Here is a 14,857-nt window from a genome sequence, read left to right as displayed (position 1 = left end):
GAAAAAGGCCTATAACCGGTGCCCTATCACTATCTCGTAGATGTCGGACGAGCCGGCGGACGATCGCGACGTGGAGGGCACTCGAGAGTCGGGGGGGAGTCCTGACGAGCGACAGCCAGCCGACGCGTCCGGTGCCGGTTCCGATACCGATTCCAACGCCGAGCCCGCCGCAGACGACGGATCGGCCGATTACGACGAGTCGGACGGACCCAGCCTCGAGACGGACGGCGAGGGCGTCGTCGGCGACCGGCACAACCCCGAGCCGACCTATCCCGACCGCGACGACGATATCGGGGGCATCTCAACGCCGCCGGACGACGAGGAGATGCCCCTCGCCGACCACATCGAGGAGATGGTCCTCCGGCTCGCGGTCGTCCTGCTGTTCGGTGCCGGCGGGACGGCCATCGGCCTGCTGTGGGCCTCTCAAGCCATCGAATTCGTCTGGTTCAACGTCTTCCCCTACGAGGTCAGCGAGGTCCCGCCGCCACACGTCTATCACCCGCTCGAGTTGTGGCTCACACGGATCAAGATCTCGTCGCTACTCGGGATCATGTTCGCCCTGCCGGTGTTAGTCTACGAGTGTTACCTGTTCATGCGGCCGGGGCTGTATCCCAACGAGCGCAAGTACTACCTCGCGGCCGTTCCGACGAGCGTCGTGTTAGCGGCGGGCGGGATGCTGTTTTCCTACATCCTCGTCCTCCCGATCCTCTTCGAGTACTTCACCTACTACGCCGAGGGGAGCGCGGAGATCGCGTACGCACTCGGCGAGACGTTCAACCTGATTATCACGCTGACGGGCTTTCTCGCGGTCGTCTTCCAGATTCCGCTGTTCATGATGCTGGCGATCATGATGGGCGTGACGACCCGCCGCTGGCTGGCCCAGAAGCGGCTCTACTTCTGGGCGGCCTTCGCGGGACTGTCCTTTATGTTCACCATCGACCCGACGATGATGGCCCCCATCCTCGTCGCCGTCACGATGATCCTGCTGTTCGAGGGGACGCTGTTCGTCCTCAAGTGGGTCGGGCGGGAGTAGGTCGACTCGAGTCGGGTTTCGGTTTCTCGTGCGATGATCTCGGTATCGATCCGTTAGCGGAGTCGCGTATTCGTGGACATTCGTTCGACAGACTGCCGACGAACCCGTCATATAATAGCCTTATATTGTATGCATCCGTTCGCATATTGCGGACTCCGGTCCGTCCTCGAGTGAAAATACAGAGTTCGTAAACGATCACCGTTTAGTAGGTGCATATGTTCTCCTACTCTGTGAACATTTGAATGGTATTACGCCAATCTCGCTTCGATGGGTGTGATTGTAAATCACACATCCCCATTCGCGTCGACGCGGCGGGGTGGGACCCGTGACCGAACTCGTCCCGACCACGTGTATGCGGTGTGCGGTCGGCTGCGGTCACGTCCAGCAGGCCCCCGAACGGGGGTACGGCCTCGAGACCGTCCGCGGCGATGCCGCGCATCCGGTCAATCAGGGACTGGCGTGCCAGCGCGGCGTCAGCGAGACGGCCGATCCGGACGGCGAGTGGCTGACCCGCCCCCTCGAGCGAAAAGACGGGGAGCTCGTCCCGACGACGTGGGAGTCGGCCCTCCAGCGCGCGGCGGGCGGACTCGGGAACGCACTCGAGTCCGGTAGCGACAGCGTCGCCGTCTTGGGGAGCGGCCAGCAGACCAACGAGGCCGCCTACGCGCTCGGGAAACTCGCCCGCGGCGGGTTCGGCACGCGGTACTACGACGCCAACACGACGCTGTGTATGGCCTCGGCCGTCACCGCGTACTACGACGCCTTCGGCAGCGACGCGCCGCCGCCGACCTACGACGACATCCCTGAGGCCGAGAGCCACGTCGTCTGGGGCGCGAACCCGGCGGCCGCCCATCCCGTCATGTTCCGGTGGATTCGCCAGTCCGCCGACGAAGACGACTCCGAACTGATCGTCGTCGATCCCGTCCACAGCGAGACCGCCGAGGTCGCCGACCACCACGTCCCGCTCGAGCCGGGCGGTGATCTCGCGCTCGCTCGAGCCGTCCTCGCCCGGGTCGTCGAGACGGACCGCGTCGACGAGGAATTCGTCGCCGAGGCGACTGTCGGCTTCGAGGAACTCCGCACGGAACTACCGGATGCGGCCGAGGCCGCCGAGATGGCGGGCGTCTCGATGGACGACGTCGACCGCCTCGCCGACGCGCTCGCGGACCGCACCCTCTGTTACTGGGGGATGGGAATCAACCAGAGCGTCAACGGGACCGCGGCCGCGGGCGCGCTGATCGACCTCTGTCTCGCGACCGGGAACCTCCGACCGGGCTCGGGGCCGTTCTCGCTGACCGGCCAGGCCAACTCGATGGGGACCCGCATCTGCTCCTCGAAGGGGTCGTGGCCCGGCCAGCGCCCCTTCGCCGATCCGGACCACCGCCGCGAGGTCGCCGAGACGTGGGACGTGCCGGTCTCGCGGTTCCCCGACGATCCGGGCCCGGGACCGGTCGGCATCGTCGACGCGATCGGCGACGACATCGACGCGGTCTACGCGGTCGCGACCAACCCCGTTGCGGGCATGCCCGACGCGACCCGCGTCCGCGAGAAACTCGAGGACTCGTTCCTCGTCGTCCAGGACGCCTTCCGCAGCGAGACGGTCGAGTACGCCGACGTCGTCCTGCCCGCGGCGACGTGGGGTGAGTCCGAGGGAACGACGACCAACATGGAACGGACCATCTCCCGTGTTCGAGCCGCGACGGACACGCCCGGCGGCGTTCGAACCGATCTCACCCTGATCGGCCAGCTCGCCGATCGACTCGTTCCCGACCTGTTCGACGACCGGCCGGAGCCCGAATCGGTCTTCGACGAGTTCGCCGGGCTGACCGCTGGCACGCCGGCCGACTGCTCGGGGATCAGCTACGACCGCCTCGAGGCCGAACGCGCGATCCGCTGGCCGGCACCGGAGCCGGACGTGTCGGCGGGCTACCGCTACTACGAGGGCAGCGAGAGCGACGCGAGCGACGCCACCGAGGACTCGTGGTCGTTCCCGACCCAGTCGGGTCGCGCGCGGTTCTCGACGGGCGAGGCCCGCCCGCTTCCCGAGCCGACCGACGAGTCCTACCCGTTCACGCTGACGACCGCGCGCCGCCCGGACGCCTACAACACCGGGGTCCGGACCCGCGAGGACGAGCCGCCGACGGCCCGGGTCAGCCCGGCGACGGCCGCCGCCTTCGCGGACGAACTCGAGACCTCGGCGGACGAGCGCGACGACGGCGACGACGAGCGGTTCGCTCGCGTCGTCTCTCGGCGGGCGTCGGTCACGGTCAGTATCGAGACCGACGAGGCGATCCCCGACGGAGTCGTCTGGCTGCCGATCCACCACCCCGACGTGAACGACCTCACGCTGCCCGACGTCGACCCGCGCTCGAACGAGCCGAACTTCAAGCAGTGTGCGGTTCGCCTCGAGTCGCTCCGGGAGCGGGACGGGAGATCGATCGCCGAAGCGAGCGCCTGACAGTTCATGACGGCGAGATCGGACTCCGAGCCTGTCGACGACGACGCACTCGAGATTCGGGGAACCGCCCGACGGGGCGTCGCGTCCGCGACGCTCGGGTTCTTCGTCGGCTTCGCCGGCGTCGTCCTCTACGGCCCCGTCGCGACCGAACTCGAGGGAGCGATGGGACTGTCCGGCCTCGCGCTCGGACTGCTGGTCGCCGCGCCGCAACTGACCGGTTCGTTGCTCCGGATTCCCTTCGGTGCGTGGGTCGAAGACGTCGGCGCGGCGAAGCCGTTTCTCGTCTTGCTCGGCTGTGCAGTCGTCGGCATGGCCGGCCTGTCGACGATTCTCGTCACGCTCGGAACCGACGGGTTGACCATGGCTCACTACCCGCTCGTGTTCCTGTTCGGCTCGCTGTCGGGCTGTGGAATCGCGACGTTTTCGGTCGGGGCAGCCCAGACGTCGTACTGGTCCCCGGAGGATCGACAGGGGACGATGCTCGCGGTGTACGCGGGGCTTGGCAACAGTTCGCCGGGGATCTTCACGCTCGTCGTCCCCGTCGCGCTCGCCGCGCTCGGCCTGACCGGCGCGTATCTGGCGTGGTTCGGCTTCCTCGTCTGCGGGACGCTCGTCTACGCGGTCGTCGCCGTCGACGCGCCGTTCTTCCAACTCCGGAAACAGGGCCTCGGGGCCGACGCCGCGAAACAGCGGGCCGAAACGCGAGGACAGGAACTGTTCCCCAGCGGCGACGCGATGGCCTCGATCCGCGAGGCGGCGAGCATCTGGCGGACGTGGGTCCTCGTCGCGCTGTTTTTCACCTCCTTTGGCGGCTTTCTCGCGCTGACGACGTGGTTCCCGTCCTACTGGGCGGCCGTTCACGACCTATCCGTCCAACGCGCCGGGGCCCTCACGGCGATCGCGTTCACCCTGCTCGCGGCGCTCGTTCGCATCCCGGGCGGCGTCGTCAGCGACCGACTCGGCGGCGAACGGACCGCGATCGCGAGCTTCGTCGTTGTCGGCGTCGCCGCGGCCGTGCTGATTACAGCACGAACCGTCCCGCTCGCGATCGGCGGGACGGTCCTGCTCGGAATCGGCATCGGCGTCGCCAACGCGGCGGTGTTCGGGCTCGTCCCGAAGTACGTCCCGGAGGCCGTCGGCGGCGCGTCCGGGCTGGTCGGCGGCCTCGGCGCGTTCGGCGGCTTCGTCATCCCGCCAGTCCTCGGTCTCTTCGTCGATCTGCAGGGGCCCGCCGGCTACGCCAACGGCTACGTCGTGTTCCTCGTGCTCGCGGTCGTCTCGATCGGCCTCTCCGGCGGACTCTACCGCACTCGAGTGGAGCCAACCCCGGAGACGGCGGTCCCGACCGACGATTGAGGCTGTCCGATTTTCCCCGCGTCTCTGCCCGTTTGTCGAGTTCGAAATCGGTCACACTCTCATCCGACGCGTCATATCGGCTGGATCGCGTCGCTCGCCGACCGGTCTGTGCGCTGCAAGCGAGATCGCTGTCCGATTGTGCTCGTACCGGACGGTTGGCCACACGGATCGCGTGTGTAATCGCCCATTCTCTACCCCCGTCAGCCGTGATATACGTCCTAATATAGTCCATATGTCATTGGAGATACCACGTCCGGTCCTGAAACCGCTACGAAAAACCAGTTATGTAAACGGTTACTGTTATATGTTTTAGGAACATGCTACTGAAACGTGAATTACGACATGTTTGGCGAGGAACTCTGCGTATTCGGGGTCGATCGTTCGGTCGAGGTGGTCTACGATGGCGCATAAGAAAGAGGAGCTCAAGGAGGGCTGTTACGGCGACGAGGTCCGCGACCACATCCTCGAGTTCGCGGACAACGGCGGCTACGAGGCGATTCCGGAGGACGAACACGAGAAGTGGTTCACTCGGTTCAAGTTCTGGGGGCTGTTCCACCAGCGCTCCGGACAGGAATCGTACTTCATGATGCGGCTGACCAACGCCAGCGGCATCTTAGAGCCCGACCAACTGCGAACGATCGGCGAAGTCGCCCGCGAGTACGCGAAAGGGCCCGTCGAAAACCCCGAGTTCGGGAACGGCTGGATCGACCTGACCACCCGTCAATCGGTCCAGCTCCACTGGCTCAAACTCGAGGACGTCCCCGAAATCTGGGACAAACTTGAGTCCGCCGGCGTCCACTCGCGCTCCGCGGGCGGTGACACGATGCGCAACATCTCGGGCTGTCCGCTCCACGGCAAGGCCGAGGAGTTCGTCGAAGCCGGCCCCCTGCTCGAGCGCTTCGAGGAGGACCTGCGCAAGGACGACGCGCTTGCGAACATGCCCCGGAAGTTCAACATCAGCGCGTCGGGCTGTACGGTCGGCTGCGCACAGGACTCGATCAACGACATCGGGTTCGAGCCGGCGACCAAGGAGATCGGCGGCGAGGCGGTCCGCGGGTTCAACGTCCGGATCGGCGGCGGCCTCGGCGGTCGCCAGCCCCGCGCCGCGACGCCGCTCGATGTCTTCGTTCGCCCCGAGAACGCCTACGAGGTCGGCCGCGGCTTCGTCGAACTCTACCACGACTACGGCAACCGCCAGAACCGTTCGAAGAACCGCGCCCGGTTCTTCGCCGAGGACTGGGGCATGGAGAAAATCCGCGAGACCCTGCAGGACGAGTACGTCGACTTCGAGATGCACACCGAAGGCGAGGACTTCCGCGAGGAGTACACCTACAACGCCGGTCGCCCCGTCGAAGCGGGTCAACACGACCACGTCGGCGTCGGCGATCAGAAGGACGGTCAAAACTACGTCGGCCTGAGCGTTCCCGTCGGCCGCCTGCCGGCCGAAGACGCCATCGAACTCGCCGATCTGGCAGACGAGTACGGCTCGGGCGAGATCCGCTTGACCCGCCGCCAGAACCCCGTCATCGTCGACGTGGCCGACGAGGACCTCGAGGAACTGCTCGCGGAACCGATCCTCGAGGAGTACCCCGCCGAGCCCAGCCCCTTCGAGCGCGGGGCGATGGCTTGTACGGGTACCGAGTTCTGTTCGATCGCGCTGACCGAGACGAAAGGGCGGATGGCCCGCATGCTGCGCTGGTTCAACAAGAACGTCGAACTGCCCGACGATGTCGGTAAGATCAAGATGCACTACTCCGGGTGCACCGCGGACTGCGGCCAGGCGATGACCGCCGACATCGGCCTGCAGGGCATGCGCGCTCGGAAGAACGGCGAGATGGTCGAGGCCTTCGACATCGGCGTCGGCGGCGGCGTCGGCGAGGACCCTTCCTTCATCGATTGGGTCCAACAGCGCGTGCCCGCCGACGAAGCGCCGGGCGCGATCCGCAACCTGCTCGAGGCCTACGCGGCCCACCGTTCGGAGGGACAAACGTTCCGCGAGTGGGTCGAAGCGACGGCCGAAGAACAGCTCGTCGAGTTCTGTGAACCCGAGGAGACGGATTTCGAGGCACCGTACATGGCCGACGCCAAGCAGTCGTGGTACCCCTTCGCGGAGAGCGAGTCCGCGGCGGCCGCCACCGGCGAGGAGTCTGCGGCACCCTCTGACGACTGACGCGGGTTCGGCCCGCCCCGAGGCGAGACGACTTGATTTCTCGAGCACGTATTTATCAACACGCGGACCGTACGGTCCCGTATGCCCGAAGACGTACTCTTCAAATCCGAGAGCGACCGGGACCGAGCGGAAATCGCATCGCTGCTCCGCCGCGTCGCGGACAACTTAGACGCCGGCGAGGCGATCACGCTCACGGCCGGCTCCGAGTCCGTGACCCTCGAGCCGCCGGCTCGGCCGACCTTCGAGGTCAAAGCCGAACGCGAGGGGCCGGCCGACGGCCCCGGCGAATTGAGCGTCGAGTTCGAACTCGAGTGGGACGAGACCGATGAGGGCGGGGAGAGCGACGGCGCGCTAGAAATCGAATGAGGGCGCTGTCGGGCCGTCGTCCCGAGGCGTCTACTCGGCACGCGACCAGTTCAGGCCGCCGCTAGCGGTGCTTGCGCGTCCGATCGTACGCGTAGTCCAGCGCGTCCTCGAGCGAGCCGGGGCCGTCGTAGCTGGCCGAGAACAGGTCCATGAACTCGCGGGCGGTCCGCTCGCACCGTTCGAACGTGAGGACGGTTCTGACCTGAATCGTTTCCGAGAGGTCGAGCCCCGGGTAGCTCGTCGCCGTCAGCGCGTAGCCGGGGTGGTCCTCGTCGTCGAGCGAGGCGGGCGCGACCTTCAGCCGCAGATCACCTGATTCGTGGAGGTACGTCCGATACTGCATTTCCCGGTCGGTGTCGGCCGGGGTGTAGGTCCGACACTCTTCCGTGTTCCACTCGAGCGGCACGTCGGCTTCCATCGATCACTGATACCAACCCGAGTGCTACGTTCGTACCGCAACGAGCAATATTATCGACCGATAGTCCAGAGACTTCACCATTGGTAGGTTCTCTGCCCGAATGGTGGTTATGTTCTGAATATATGTCTCCTGGTAGCCAGCATACTCGGATGAACGTTGAATTTATTCTCGTCCTGGCGGTCGGTTCCTGCCGGGTTCGAGCCCGAACGCCGCGTTCGTCCGCCGTCCCGTAGTCGTCGATCAGTCGTCGCTCGAGGACTCCGTCGCGAAGACGTCCTCGACGACCGGCTCCTCGTCTTCGGTTTCGGGGCTCACGCTGCCCGTTCGGTAGCCGTGGAGATCCAGCGTGACGTGATCGAAGCCCAGGGTCGAGAGTTCGGCGCGGACCGTTTCGACGAACTCGAGTTCCAGCGCGCGCTCGAGTTCGTCGGGCGCGACCTCGATGCGGGCGAGGCCGTCGTGGTCGCGCACCCGGAACTGCTCGAAGCCCCACTGGCGGAGCAGCGCTTCGGCCCGCTCGATCCGCGTGAGTCGGTCTTCGGTGACCTCGAGTCCGGTCGGGATCCGCGAGGAGAGACAGGCCATCGAGGGCTTCTCGGCGACCGAGAGGTCATAGTGGTCGGCGATCGCCCGCACTTCGTCCTTCGTGATGTCGTGGGCCAGCAGCGGCGAGTGCACGTCGAGTTCCTCGACCGCCTGCAGCCCGGGCCGGTGACCTGCGCCCGGATCGTCGGCGTTCGTCCCGTCACAAACGGTTCCGACGCCGAGATCGCGGGCGGTCTCGAGCATCTCGCCGAGTCGCATCGTTCGGCAGTGATAGCAGCGATCGTCGTCGTTCTCGACGAACTCCTCGCTCTCGAGTTCGGAGAAGGAGACGATCTCGTGGCGGATGCCGATCTCGCTCGCGACGCGGCGGGCGTCCTCGAGTTCGGCCTCGGGCAGGGTCTCGCTTTTCGCGGTACAGGCGACCGCGTCCTCGCCGAGCGCGTCGTAGGCGAGTGCGGCCACGGCGCTCGAGTCGACCCCGCCGGAGAAGGCGACGACGACCCCGTCGCGAGCCGCGAGATCCTCGCGGGCGGCCTCGAGTTTCGCCTCGACCGTTGTCATGGCACGTCGTTCGAACCGGACGGGCAAAAGGACGTTGCGTCGGTCGGGCAGGTGTTTCGACGGCTCGCGCGGCGGGGGCGATCTCAGCCGTCGAGGTCGACGACTCGCCCCTCCGCGGCGCTCTCCGACAGCGCGTCGAGGACTCGCATGTTCGCGATCGCTTCGTCGCCGTCCGTCCGCGGCCTTTGGCCGGCGGCGACGCAGTCGGCGAAGTGCTCGATCTCGCGGCGGAACTGGTCGACCGGCGCGAACGTCTCGACGCCGTGACGCCCGTCGATCCGGTACTCGAGGGACAACTCGCCATCGGGGATGTCGAACGCGTCCTGGACCTCGACCCAGCCGTTGGTCGCCTCGATGCGGTAGCGCTGGACGCCTTCGGTGTCGAAGCCCGACGAGATCCGGCCGGTCACGCCGTCTGCGTACTCGAGGACGCCGGTCAGTTCCGTGTCGACGCCGGCGTCGCGGGTGTCGGCCGCCGTCGCGTACGCTCGCTCCGGCTCGCCGAGGACCTGGCGAACCACCGAGACGGCGTAACAGCCGACATCCATCAGGCTCCCGCCGGCCAGTTCGGGCGAGAGGCGGATGTCCCTGGGCCGGTCGAGCCGGTACTTGAACGTCGCCGTCACCGAGCGCACGTCCTCGAGTTCGTCGCGGGCCAGCGCGAACGCGCGTTCGGTCCGCGGGTGGTACTGGTACATGAACGCCTCCATCAGGGTCACGCCCTGTTCCGCGCAGTAGTCGACGACCTCACGCGCCTGCTCGGCGTCGACCGCGAGCGGCTTCTCACAGAGAACGTCGAGCCCGGCGTCGGCCCCGCGTTTCGTCCACTCCGCGTGGAGCGAGTTCGGCAGCGGGACGTAGAGCGCGTCGATGTCGGCGTTCGCGATGAGGTCGCCGTAGTCGCCGTAGGTCTCCTCGATTCCGTACTCCGCTGCGACGGCGCGCGCGTCGGCCTCGTCGCGGGACGCGATGGCCGTTACGTCGTGGTCGCTGGCCGCGATTCCCGGCAGGAACGCCTTCTGTGCGATGCCCGCCGCGCTGAGAATGCCGAAATCCATACCAGCGTGTTTCGCGAACTGGTATAAATATTCAGGCAGTCGCCTACGACCGGTGACGGTTTCCGTCAATCGACCCGTCGGCCGCGAGGCGGGGAGCAGTACACAGCGCGCCGGACGGTTAAGGAGCCGTCCGTGGTAGGTGCGTCATCCCGACTACTATGGCTGTATCAGACCAACTCCAACGGCTGCGCTCGATCGCCGACACCGAGGGACAGCCGAGCGAAGCCGACGACCACCAGCGCGAAGAACACGTCGCCGACGCGGTGGCCCGCGGGATTCAGGGCGGATTCGTCGCGACGCTGATCATGACCGCCTTCCGGCTGCCGCTCTTGCGATCACTGCCGCCGTCGGCGAATTTCTGGTCGCAGTACGTCGCCGGCGGCGACCCCGACGACCACCCCGTCGCCGGCCTCGCCCTGCACCTCGTCTACGGGATCAGTTCGGGCGTGATCTTCGGGGTACTGTTCTCCCTGTACGACGCCGGCCGGGAGATCGAACCCGAACAGCGCGGGCTCGTCTGGGGCTCGATCTACGGGATGGTCCTGTCGGCCTTCGGCGCGCAGTTCATGCTGCAAGCACTGCTCGACATCCGCCTCGATGCGGACGAACTCGCGCTCTTTCACGCCGGTCACCTCGTCTACGGGCTCTCGCTCGGTGCGTGGATCGGCTCCCGGACCGAGGGCGTCGAGGACCCCGAACGGGAGTACGAGTACGACGACGGCAACTAACCGTCCTCGCGTAACTGCTTGACGTCTTCCTCGAGCCGGCTCGCATACTCGAGTCGCAGCTCGCGGGCGTCGGCGTTCGTCACGTACTGTCGCCCGTCGATCCGCGTTGCGATCGGGTGGTAGTCGCCCACGGGAAAGCCCATCCGCTCGAGGTAGCCCGCGACGGCCGCTGACTCGAGACCGTCGCGGATCGCCGACTCGGTGAGGTCACAGACGGTTTCGAACGCAGGGAGGGCGATTTCCTCGCTCGTAACGTGGCCGGGGCGGGCGGTCGGTTCGTCCTCGATCCCGGTGAGCACGCCGTCGGTCCCTCGCCGTCGGCCGTCGCCCGCACCGGCACCGTCGATCCGAACGGTGGTGTGGTCGAGCCGTTCCATGACCGTCTCGAGGTCGGCGGCCAGTCGGAGTAGCTGGCTCGGCAGGGCGGTGTCGGGCGAGCGCCACTCAACGGCTGACATCGACCCGCGCAGCCGCACGGGCGTCCAGATCGAGTCGTCGGGTGAGACGCGTTTTTCGATCGTGTCAGGGTCGACGCCCGCCTCGAGAGCTGCGTCCTTGAACGCCTCGGAGCGGTGCTCGAGCCGGCGGTGCCACTCGTCGACGGTCTCGACGTAGCGCCAGCGGTGGCCGCGTTTCGGGCCGGACTCGTCGCTTCGGTCCCGGCAACAGTAGGCGCGGGCTCCGTTGGCGATCCGCTCGCCGCCCTGGTACGGCGACGAGTTGACCAGCGCAAGCGCCGGGTCGAGGGCGATGAGCGCGTTGAGTTGGTCGGCCACGTTTCGCTGTTCGAAGCGGATCCGCGTGCCGGCACAGTTCGTCGCGCGGTCGGCGTTCCCGCCGAGGTGCCGCCGGATGCCAGCCTGTTCGTCGGGATGACGGGCGATCTCGCCGTCGTTGATCGGCGTGCCCAGCGGGACGAGGCGCTTGTCCAGTTCCGCCGCCCGCGAGCGGACGGCCTCGAGTGCGTCGCCGAGCGCGGTTCGGAGCGCCGGTGCCGACTCGCAGGGCGGCGTCTGCACCGCGACCAGTGGCTCGGCACGTTCCCGCTCGGGTCGTTGCGAGGCGTCCGTCAGCGGCCCCGGTTCGGCGAGGTTGCCGTCGCTATCGATGACCCAGTACTCGACTTCGATGCTCGTTTTCATTGTCGGGCGATTTCCGTCGGGCGGCCAGTCAGGCGATGCGGGCAGTCGATCTCGCTTCCACAGAAGACGCGATTCGGGTCGGTCGGCCGGCTCGAGTTCCGTCTCTCGATGTCTCGACGGTGGACGCGTTTTTCCGAAGCGGCCGTGCCTGCAGCCGCCTGCCGTATTTCTCCCGTTGCGGTCCCAACGGCGCGTGAACTGGGTACGGGAGCGGGCACTCTCCAGCCGTGAAACGGAGCCGCTCGATCCAGCAGGGACGTGTTTATCCCGTAACAAATTTGCCGGGGCGATCCGTATCGAGAGAACATGGGTCCCGTGAACCGTCTCTACGACCGCAGCGATACGTGGTTGCGGGGACTCTCTCAACGGTCGTACGCGGCCTTCTTGGGGGCGGCGACTGGTCTCGGCGTTCTCGTGATCGGGCTCGTGACGGGCGAACTCCTCCTCGTTCGGGCGCTCACGATGGCTCTCGTCATGTTCGGCTTGGAGTCTGCGTTCGGCCTCTGGCAGACGACCGACGAGTGAGTCGCCGACCCGTGCCGCGGGTTTTGCGGGGGGCTTCTGCATACCGCCCCGCTCCTCGTTACTGCTCCGTATGACCCGTTTCCAGCGAGTCGACGATCGATAGCTCCATCTCGAGGGCCTCGAGTTTCCCAAGCGTCGCGCGTTCTTCCTCGAGAGTCTCCTCGAGCGGCTCGACGATGTCGTCCGCGTAGGCGAGCCGTCCGGCGAGCGCGAGCAGCCCCTCGTAGGACCGGATCTCGAGGCGTTCCGCCGCGAGGCCGATCTCGAGATCGACGTACGTCGGCGGCGACTCGCCGTCGGCTCCATCGAAACGAGTCCGGCGCGATTCGGCGAGACCGTCGGCCGTTTGCGACCGGGTCGCTCGCGGCTGCCGGCCGAGTTCCTCGAAGACGCGCTCGAGGCGCTCGACGTGTCGCTCGGTCTCATCGCGGTGGGTTTCGAACCGTGACGCGAGGTCGTCGGTTGCGGCGTCGGCCGCCATCTCGGCGAGCAGTTCGACGTGGGCGCGTTCGACGTAGTATGCGCGCTGTAGCTGGTATCCGAACTCGTCCTCGAGGGTTTCGATATTCATGGGCTGATCGGCGCGGTCATCGTCGATCGAGTGACTCGCGGTCGGCGTCGTCGACCGGGCTTGCCGCGAGCAGCGTCTCGACGGCGTCGCTGTTCGACAGCGACTCGAGATCGGCCCGCATCGCCCGCTCGTCGTCGTAGTTCGGGCGGAGCGCGTTGACGACCGCGTCGCCCTCCTCGCCCTCGAGCGCGCTCGCGAGCGCCATCGCCGTCTCGTAGGCCGTACACTCGAGGGCCTCGAGTTTCAGCGCGGTCTCGAGGTAGTACAGCGGTCGGAGTTCGTCGTTCAGGACGAGGTTGTTGTACGCCTCCTTGTCGGCGATCAGGCCGTCGAACGCCGGGGCGGGCCGCGTGTCGGGTTCCTCGCCGAGCGCGTCGAACGCCCGCTCGATCCGCTCGCAGTGGTGTTGGGTCTCGTAACAGTGATCGTCGACCGCCTCCCACAGCCGGTCCCGACACTCCGTCGCGCGGCCGCTATCCACTGTGTCGACCGAGACGTCGCCCGCCAGCGTCTCGAGTTCGCCACAGAGCTCCCGTTCGACGTAGTACAGTCGTTCCAACTCGGTCGTGAGCGCCTCCTGTGGTGTGGTCCGTGTGGTGCTCATGTCGTGTCTCTCAGTCGCGACGCGGCCGTTCAGAACGACTGCTGGTTGCGCACGTGCTCGGCGGCGTTGTGCGGGCTATCGCCCCGGTCGCTGTACCGCGGCCGACCAACGGCGTCCCGTCCGACGCCGTTGCGGATCGCTAACTCGAGTTCGTCCCGCGTTCCGTAGGTCTCGTGGCCCGATGTCTCGAGGATCGTCTCGAGGGAATCCGACCGACGCGGGTACGTGATCTCGACGTCGTCGAACTCCGCGAGCACCTCGTCGGTGGTCGTCGGGAACGTCGTCTCGCCGAACAGATCGCTGATAGCGCCGAGTTCCAGCGACCGACCGTCGGCCGCGCTCTCGTCAGTGTGGCTCATCGGGTACTCCTATCCCAATGGGCGGGAAAGTACCATAGCCTGCAGGCGACGACAGCGCGATGTGATCGGCCTATCGGCTGCGCTACCGGTCTGTTTCGACGTTTTCGTGACTTGGGGTCAATGCTCGAGTGAGGTCGCCGAACGGGTTGCCGGCAGGCCAAGCCATAGGCGGGTTCGCACGAACGATCGCACGTGAACTATCGACGACTCGGTTCGATCGGCAGCGACGTCTCCGAGGTCGGCCTCGGGACGTGGAACATCGGCGGCGACTGGGGCGACGTCGACGACGAGACCGGCCGCGACGTCGTCCGCGCCGCGATCGACGCGGACATCGACTTCATTGACACCGCAGACGTTTACGGCGACGGCCGCAGCGAGCGCCACATCGGCCACGTCCTCGACGAGCGCGAGGCCCACGATGACGTGTTCGTCGCGACGAAGGCCGGCCGCCGACTCGATCCCCACGAGGCCGACCGCTACGACTACGATCACCTCTCCCCGTTCGTCGACCGGAGCCGCGAGAATCTCGGCGAGGAGACGCTCGATCTCCTCCAGTTACACTGTCCGCCGACCGAGGCCTACTACCAGCCGTCGACGTTCGAGGCCCTCGAGCGACTGAAAGCCGAGGAGAAGATCGCACACGCCGGCGTGAGCGTCGAAAAGGTCGAGGAAGCCCTGAAGGCAATCGAGTACGATGTCGTTGAGACGGTCCAGATCATCTTCAACCCGTTCCGCCAGCGCCCGAACGAACTGTTCTTCGAGCAGGCGAAGCGGAACGACATCGGCGTGATCGTCCGGGTGCCGTACGCTTCGGGGCTGCTGACCGGCGCGCTCGAGCGCGACCAGGAGTTCGCCGAGGACGACCACCGCAACTTCAACCGCGAGGGCGAGGCCTTCGACGTCGGCGAGACCTTCGCCGGCGTCCCCTACGAGACGGGCCACGACGCCGTCGACGCGCTCGA

General features: G+C 66.8%; 15 protein-coding genes. 8 read left to right on the top strand and 7 right to left on the bottom strand.

Annotated features, from left to right (window positions below; all coding sequences use genetic code 11):
* Positions 1–40: 40 nt before the first annotated feature.
* The 5 genes from C489_RS13670 to C489_RS13650 all read left to right on the top strand — a co-directional run bounded on the left by C489_RS13670 (position 41) and on the right by C489_RS13650 (position 7,383).
* The gene (locus C489_RS13670; RefSeq protein WP_006431890.1) at positions 41–1,033 is read left to right on the top strand and encodes a twin-arginine translocase subunit TatC; all 993 of its coding nucleotides are present in this window, start codon (positions 41–43) and stop codon (positions 1,031–1,033) included.
* A 352-nt stretch (positions 1,034–1,385) separates the two neighbouring features.
* Positions 1,386–3,491 (top strand): assimilatory nitrate reductase NasA, encoded by a 2,106-nt coding sequence (gene nasA, locus C489_RS13665; protein ID WP_049890878.1) that lies wholly within the window; start codon positions 1,386–1,388, stop codon positions 3,489–3,491.
* A gap of 6 nt (positions 3,492–3,497) precedes the next feature.
* On the top strand, positions 3,498–4,847 hold the full coding sequence (locus C489_RS13660; protein WP_006431888.1) for an MFS transporter: 1,350 nt from the start codon (positions 3,498–3,500) through the stop codon (positions 4,845–4,847).
* Positions 4,848–5,247: 400 nt separating this feature from the next.
* The gene (locus C489_RS13655) at positions 5,248–7,017 is read left to right on the top strand and encodes a nitrite/sulfite reductase (RefSeq protein ID WP_006431887.1); all 1,770 of its coding nucleotides are present in this window, start codon (positions 5,248–5,250) and stop codon (positions 7,015–7,017) included.
* A gap of 81 nt (positions 7,018–7,098) precedes the next feature.
* A complete protein-coding gene (locus tag C489_RS13650) occupies positions 7,099–7,383 on the top strand; it encodes an amphi-Trp domain-containing protein (RefSeq protein ID WP_006431886.1) in 285 nt (94 codons plus the stop codon).
* A 61-nt stretch (positions 7,384–7,444) separates the two neighbouring features.
* Here C489_RS13650 and C489_RS13645 read toward each other — a convergent pair whose 3' ends face one another.
* The 3 genes from C489_RS13645 to C489_RS13635 all read right to left on the bottom strand — a co-directional run bounded on the left by C489_RS13645 (position 7,445) and on the right by C489_RS13635 (position 9,966).
* Positions 7,445–7,801 carry a hypothetical protein gene (locus C489_RS13645; protein ID WP_006431885.1) on the bottom strand — a complete coding sequence of 119 codons (357 nt, stop codon included), beginning with the start codon at positions 7,799–7,801 and terminating at the stop codon, positions 7,445–7,447.
* Positions 7,802–8,041: 240 nt separating this feature from the next.
* Entirely contained in the window at positions 8,042–8,908 is an 867-nt protein-coding gene (larE, locus tag C489_RS13640; RefSeq protein WP_006431884.1) for an ATP-dependent sacrificial sulfur transferase LarE, read from the bottom strand.
* A gap of 83 nt (positions 8,909–8,991) precedes the next feature.
* Positions 8,992–9,966, bottom strand: a complete 975-nt coding sequence (locus C489_RS13635; protein WP_006431883.1) for a Gfo/Idh/MocA family protein — start codon at positions 9,964–9,966, stop codon at positions 8,992–8,994.
* 158 nt (positions 9,967–10,124) lie between these two features.
* Between C489_RS13635 and C489_RS13630 the strand changes: the two genes are divergently transcribed.
* Positions 10,125–10,694 carry a DUF6789 family protein gene (locus C489_RS13630; protein WP_006431882.1) on the top strand — a complete coding sequence of 190 codons (570 nt, stop codon included), beginning with the start codon at positions 10,125–10,127 and terminating at the stop codon, positions 10,692–10,694.
* Here the strand turns inward: C489_RS13630 and C489_RS13625 are convergent.
* Entirely contained in the window at positions 10,691–11,836 is a 1,146-nt protein-coding gene (locus C489_RS13625) for a hypothetical protein (RefSeq protein WP_006431881.1), read from the bottom strand. The genes C489_RS13630 and C489_RS13625 overlap by 4 nt on opposite strands.
* A gap of 306 nt (positions 11,837–12,142) precedes the next feature.
* Between C489_RS13625 and C489_RS13620 the strand changes: the two genes are divergently transcribed.
* Positions 12,143–12,361, top strand: a complete 219-nt coding sequence (locus tag C489_RS13620) for a hypothetical protein (protein WP_006431880.1) — start codon at positions 12,143–12,145, stop codon at positions 12,359–12,361.
* A gap of 58 nt (positions 12,362–12,419) precedes the next feature.
* Here the strand turns inward: C489_RS13620 and C489_RS13615 are convergent, their stop codons facing one another.
* From C489_RS13615 to C489_RS13605, 3 genes are read right to left on the bottom strand one after another with little or no spacing between them, the layout of a single operon-like run.
* Complete coding sequence (locus C489_RS13615; RefSeq protein ID WP_006431879.1) at positions 12,420–12,932, bottom strand: YciE/YciF ferroxidase family protein; 513 nt, start codon at positions 12,930–12,932, stop codon at positions 12,420–12,422.
* Between the two features lie 16 nt (positions 12,933–12,948).
* Entirely contained in the window at positions 12,949–13,536 is a 588-nt protein-coding gene (locus C489_RS13610) for a YciE/YciF ferroxidase family protein (RefSeq protein ID WP_006431878.1), read from the bottom strand.
* Between the two features lie 29 nt (positions 13,537–13,565).
* Positions 13,566–13,895 (bottom strand): DUF5789 family protein, encoded by a 330-nt coding sequence (locus C489_RS13605; RefSeq protein WP_006431877.1) that lies wholly within the window; start codon positions 13,893–13,895, stop codon positions 13,566–13,568.
* 192 nt (positions 13,896–14,087) lie between these two features.
* Here C489_RS13605 and C489_RS13600 point away from each other — a divergent pair.
* Positions 14,088–14,857: aldo/keto reductase (locus C489_RS13600; RefSeq protein ID WP_006431876.1), on the top strand; the 770-nt coding region annotated here is incomplete at its 3' end.

The sequence above is a fragment of the Natrinema versiforme JCM 10478 genome (assembly GCF_000337195.1).
In the GTDB taxonomy this organism is placed as follows: domain Archaea; phylum Halobacteriota; class Halobacteria; order Halobacteriales; family Natrialbaceae; genus Natrinema; species Natrinema versiforme.
This window is presented reverse-complemented; position numbering and strand designations above follow the sequence as displayed.

What these genes read in the sequence shown, in the direction of transcription:
- C489_RS13655 (WP_006431887.1), top strand. Translation starts at nt 5,248, where the DNA reads ATGGCGCATAAGAAAGAGGAGCTCAAGGAGGGCTGTTACGGCGACGAG.
- C489_RS13645 (WP_006431885.1), bottom strand. Translation starts at nt 7,801, where the DNA reads ATGGAAGCCGACGTGCCGCTCGAGTGGAACACGGAAGAGTGTCGGACC.
- nasA (WP_049890878.1), top strand. Translation starts at nt 1,386, where the DNA reads ATGCGGTGTGCGGTCGGCTGCGGTCACGTCCAGCAGGCCCCCGAACGG.
- C489_RS13670 (WP_006431890.1), top strand. Translation starts at nt 41, where the DNA reads ATGTCGGACGAGCCGGCGGACGATCGCGACGTGGAGGGCACTCGAGAG.
- C489_RS13660 (WP_006431888.1), top strand. Translation starts at nt 3,498, where the DNA reads ATGACGGCGAGATCGGACTCCGAGCCTGTCGACGACGACGCACTCGAG.
- C489_RS13605 (WP_006431877.1), bottom strand. Translation starts at nt 13,895, where the DNA reads ATGAGCCACACTGACGAGAGCGCGGCCGACGGTCGGTCGCTGGAACTC.
- C489_RS13620 (WP_006431880.1), top strand. Translation starts at nt 12,143, where the DNA reads ATGGGTCCCGTGAACCGTCTCTACGACCGCAGCGATACGTGGTTGCGG.
- larE (WP_006431884.1), bottom strand. Translation starts at nt 8,908, where the DNA reads ATGACAACGGTCGAGGCGAAACTCGAGGCCGCCCGCGAGGATCTCGCG.
- C489_RS13650 (WP_006431886.1), top strand. Translation starts at nt 7,099, where the DNA reads ATGCCCGAAGACGTACTCTTCAAATCCGAGAGCGACCGGGACCGAGCG.
- C489_RS13615 (WP_006431879.1), bottom strand. Translation starts at nt 12,932, where the DNA reads ATGAATATCGAAACCCTCGAGGACGAGTTCGGATACCAGCTACAGCGC.
- C489_RS13625 (WP_006431881.1), bottom strand. Translation starts at nt 11,836, where the DNA reads ATGAAAACGAGCATCGAAGTCGAGTACTGGGTCATCGATAGCGACGGC.
- C489_RS13635 (WP_006431883.1), bottom strand. Translation starts at nt 9,966, where the DNA reads ATGGATTTCGGCATTCTCAGCGCGGCGGGCATCGCACAGAAGGCGTTC.
- C489_RS13610 (WP_006431878.1), bottom strand. Translation starts at nt 13,536, where the DNA reads ATGAGCACCACACGGACCACACCACAGGAGGCGCTCACGACCGAGTTG.
- C489_RS13630 (WP_006431882.1), top strand. Translation starts at nt 10,125, where the DNA reads ATGGCTGTATCAGACCAACTCCAACGGCTGCGCTCGATCGCCGACACC.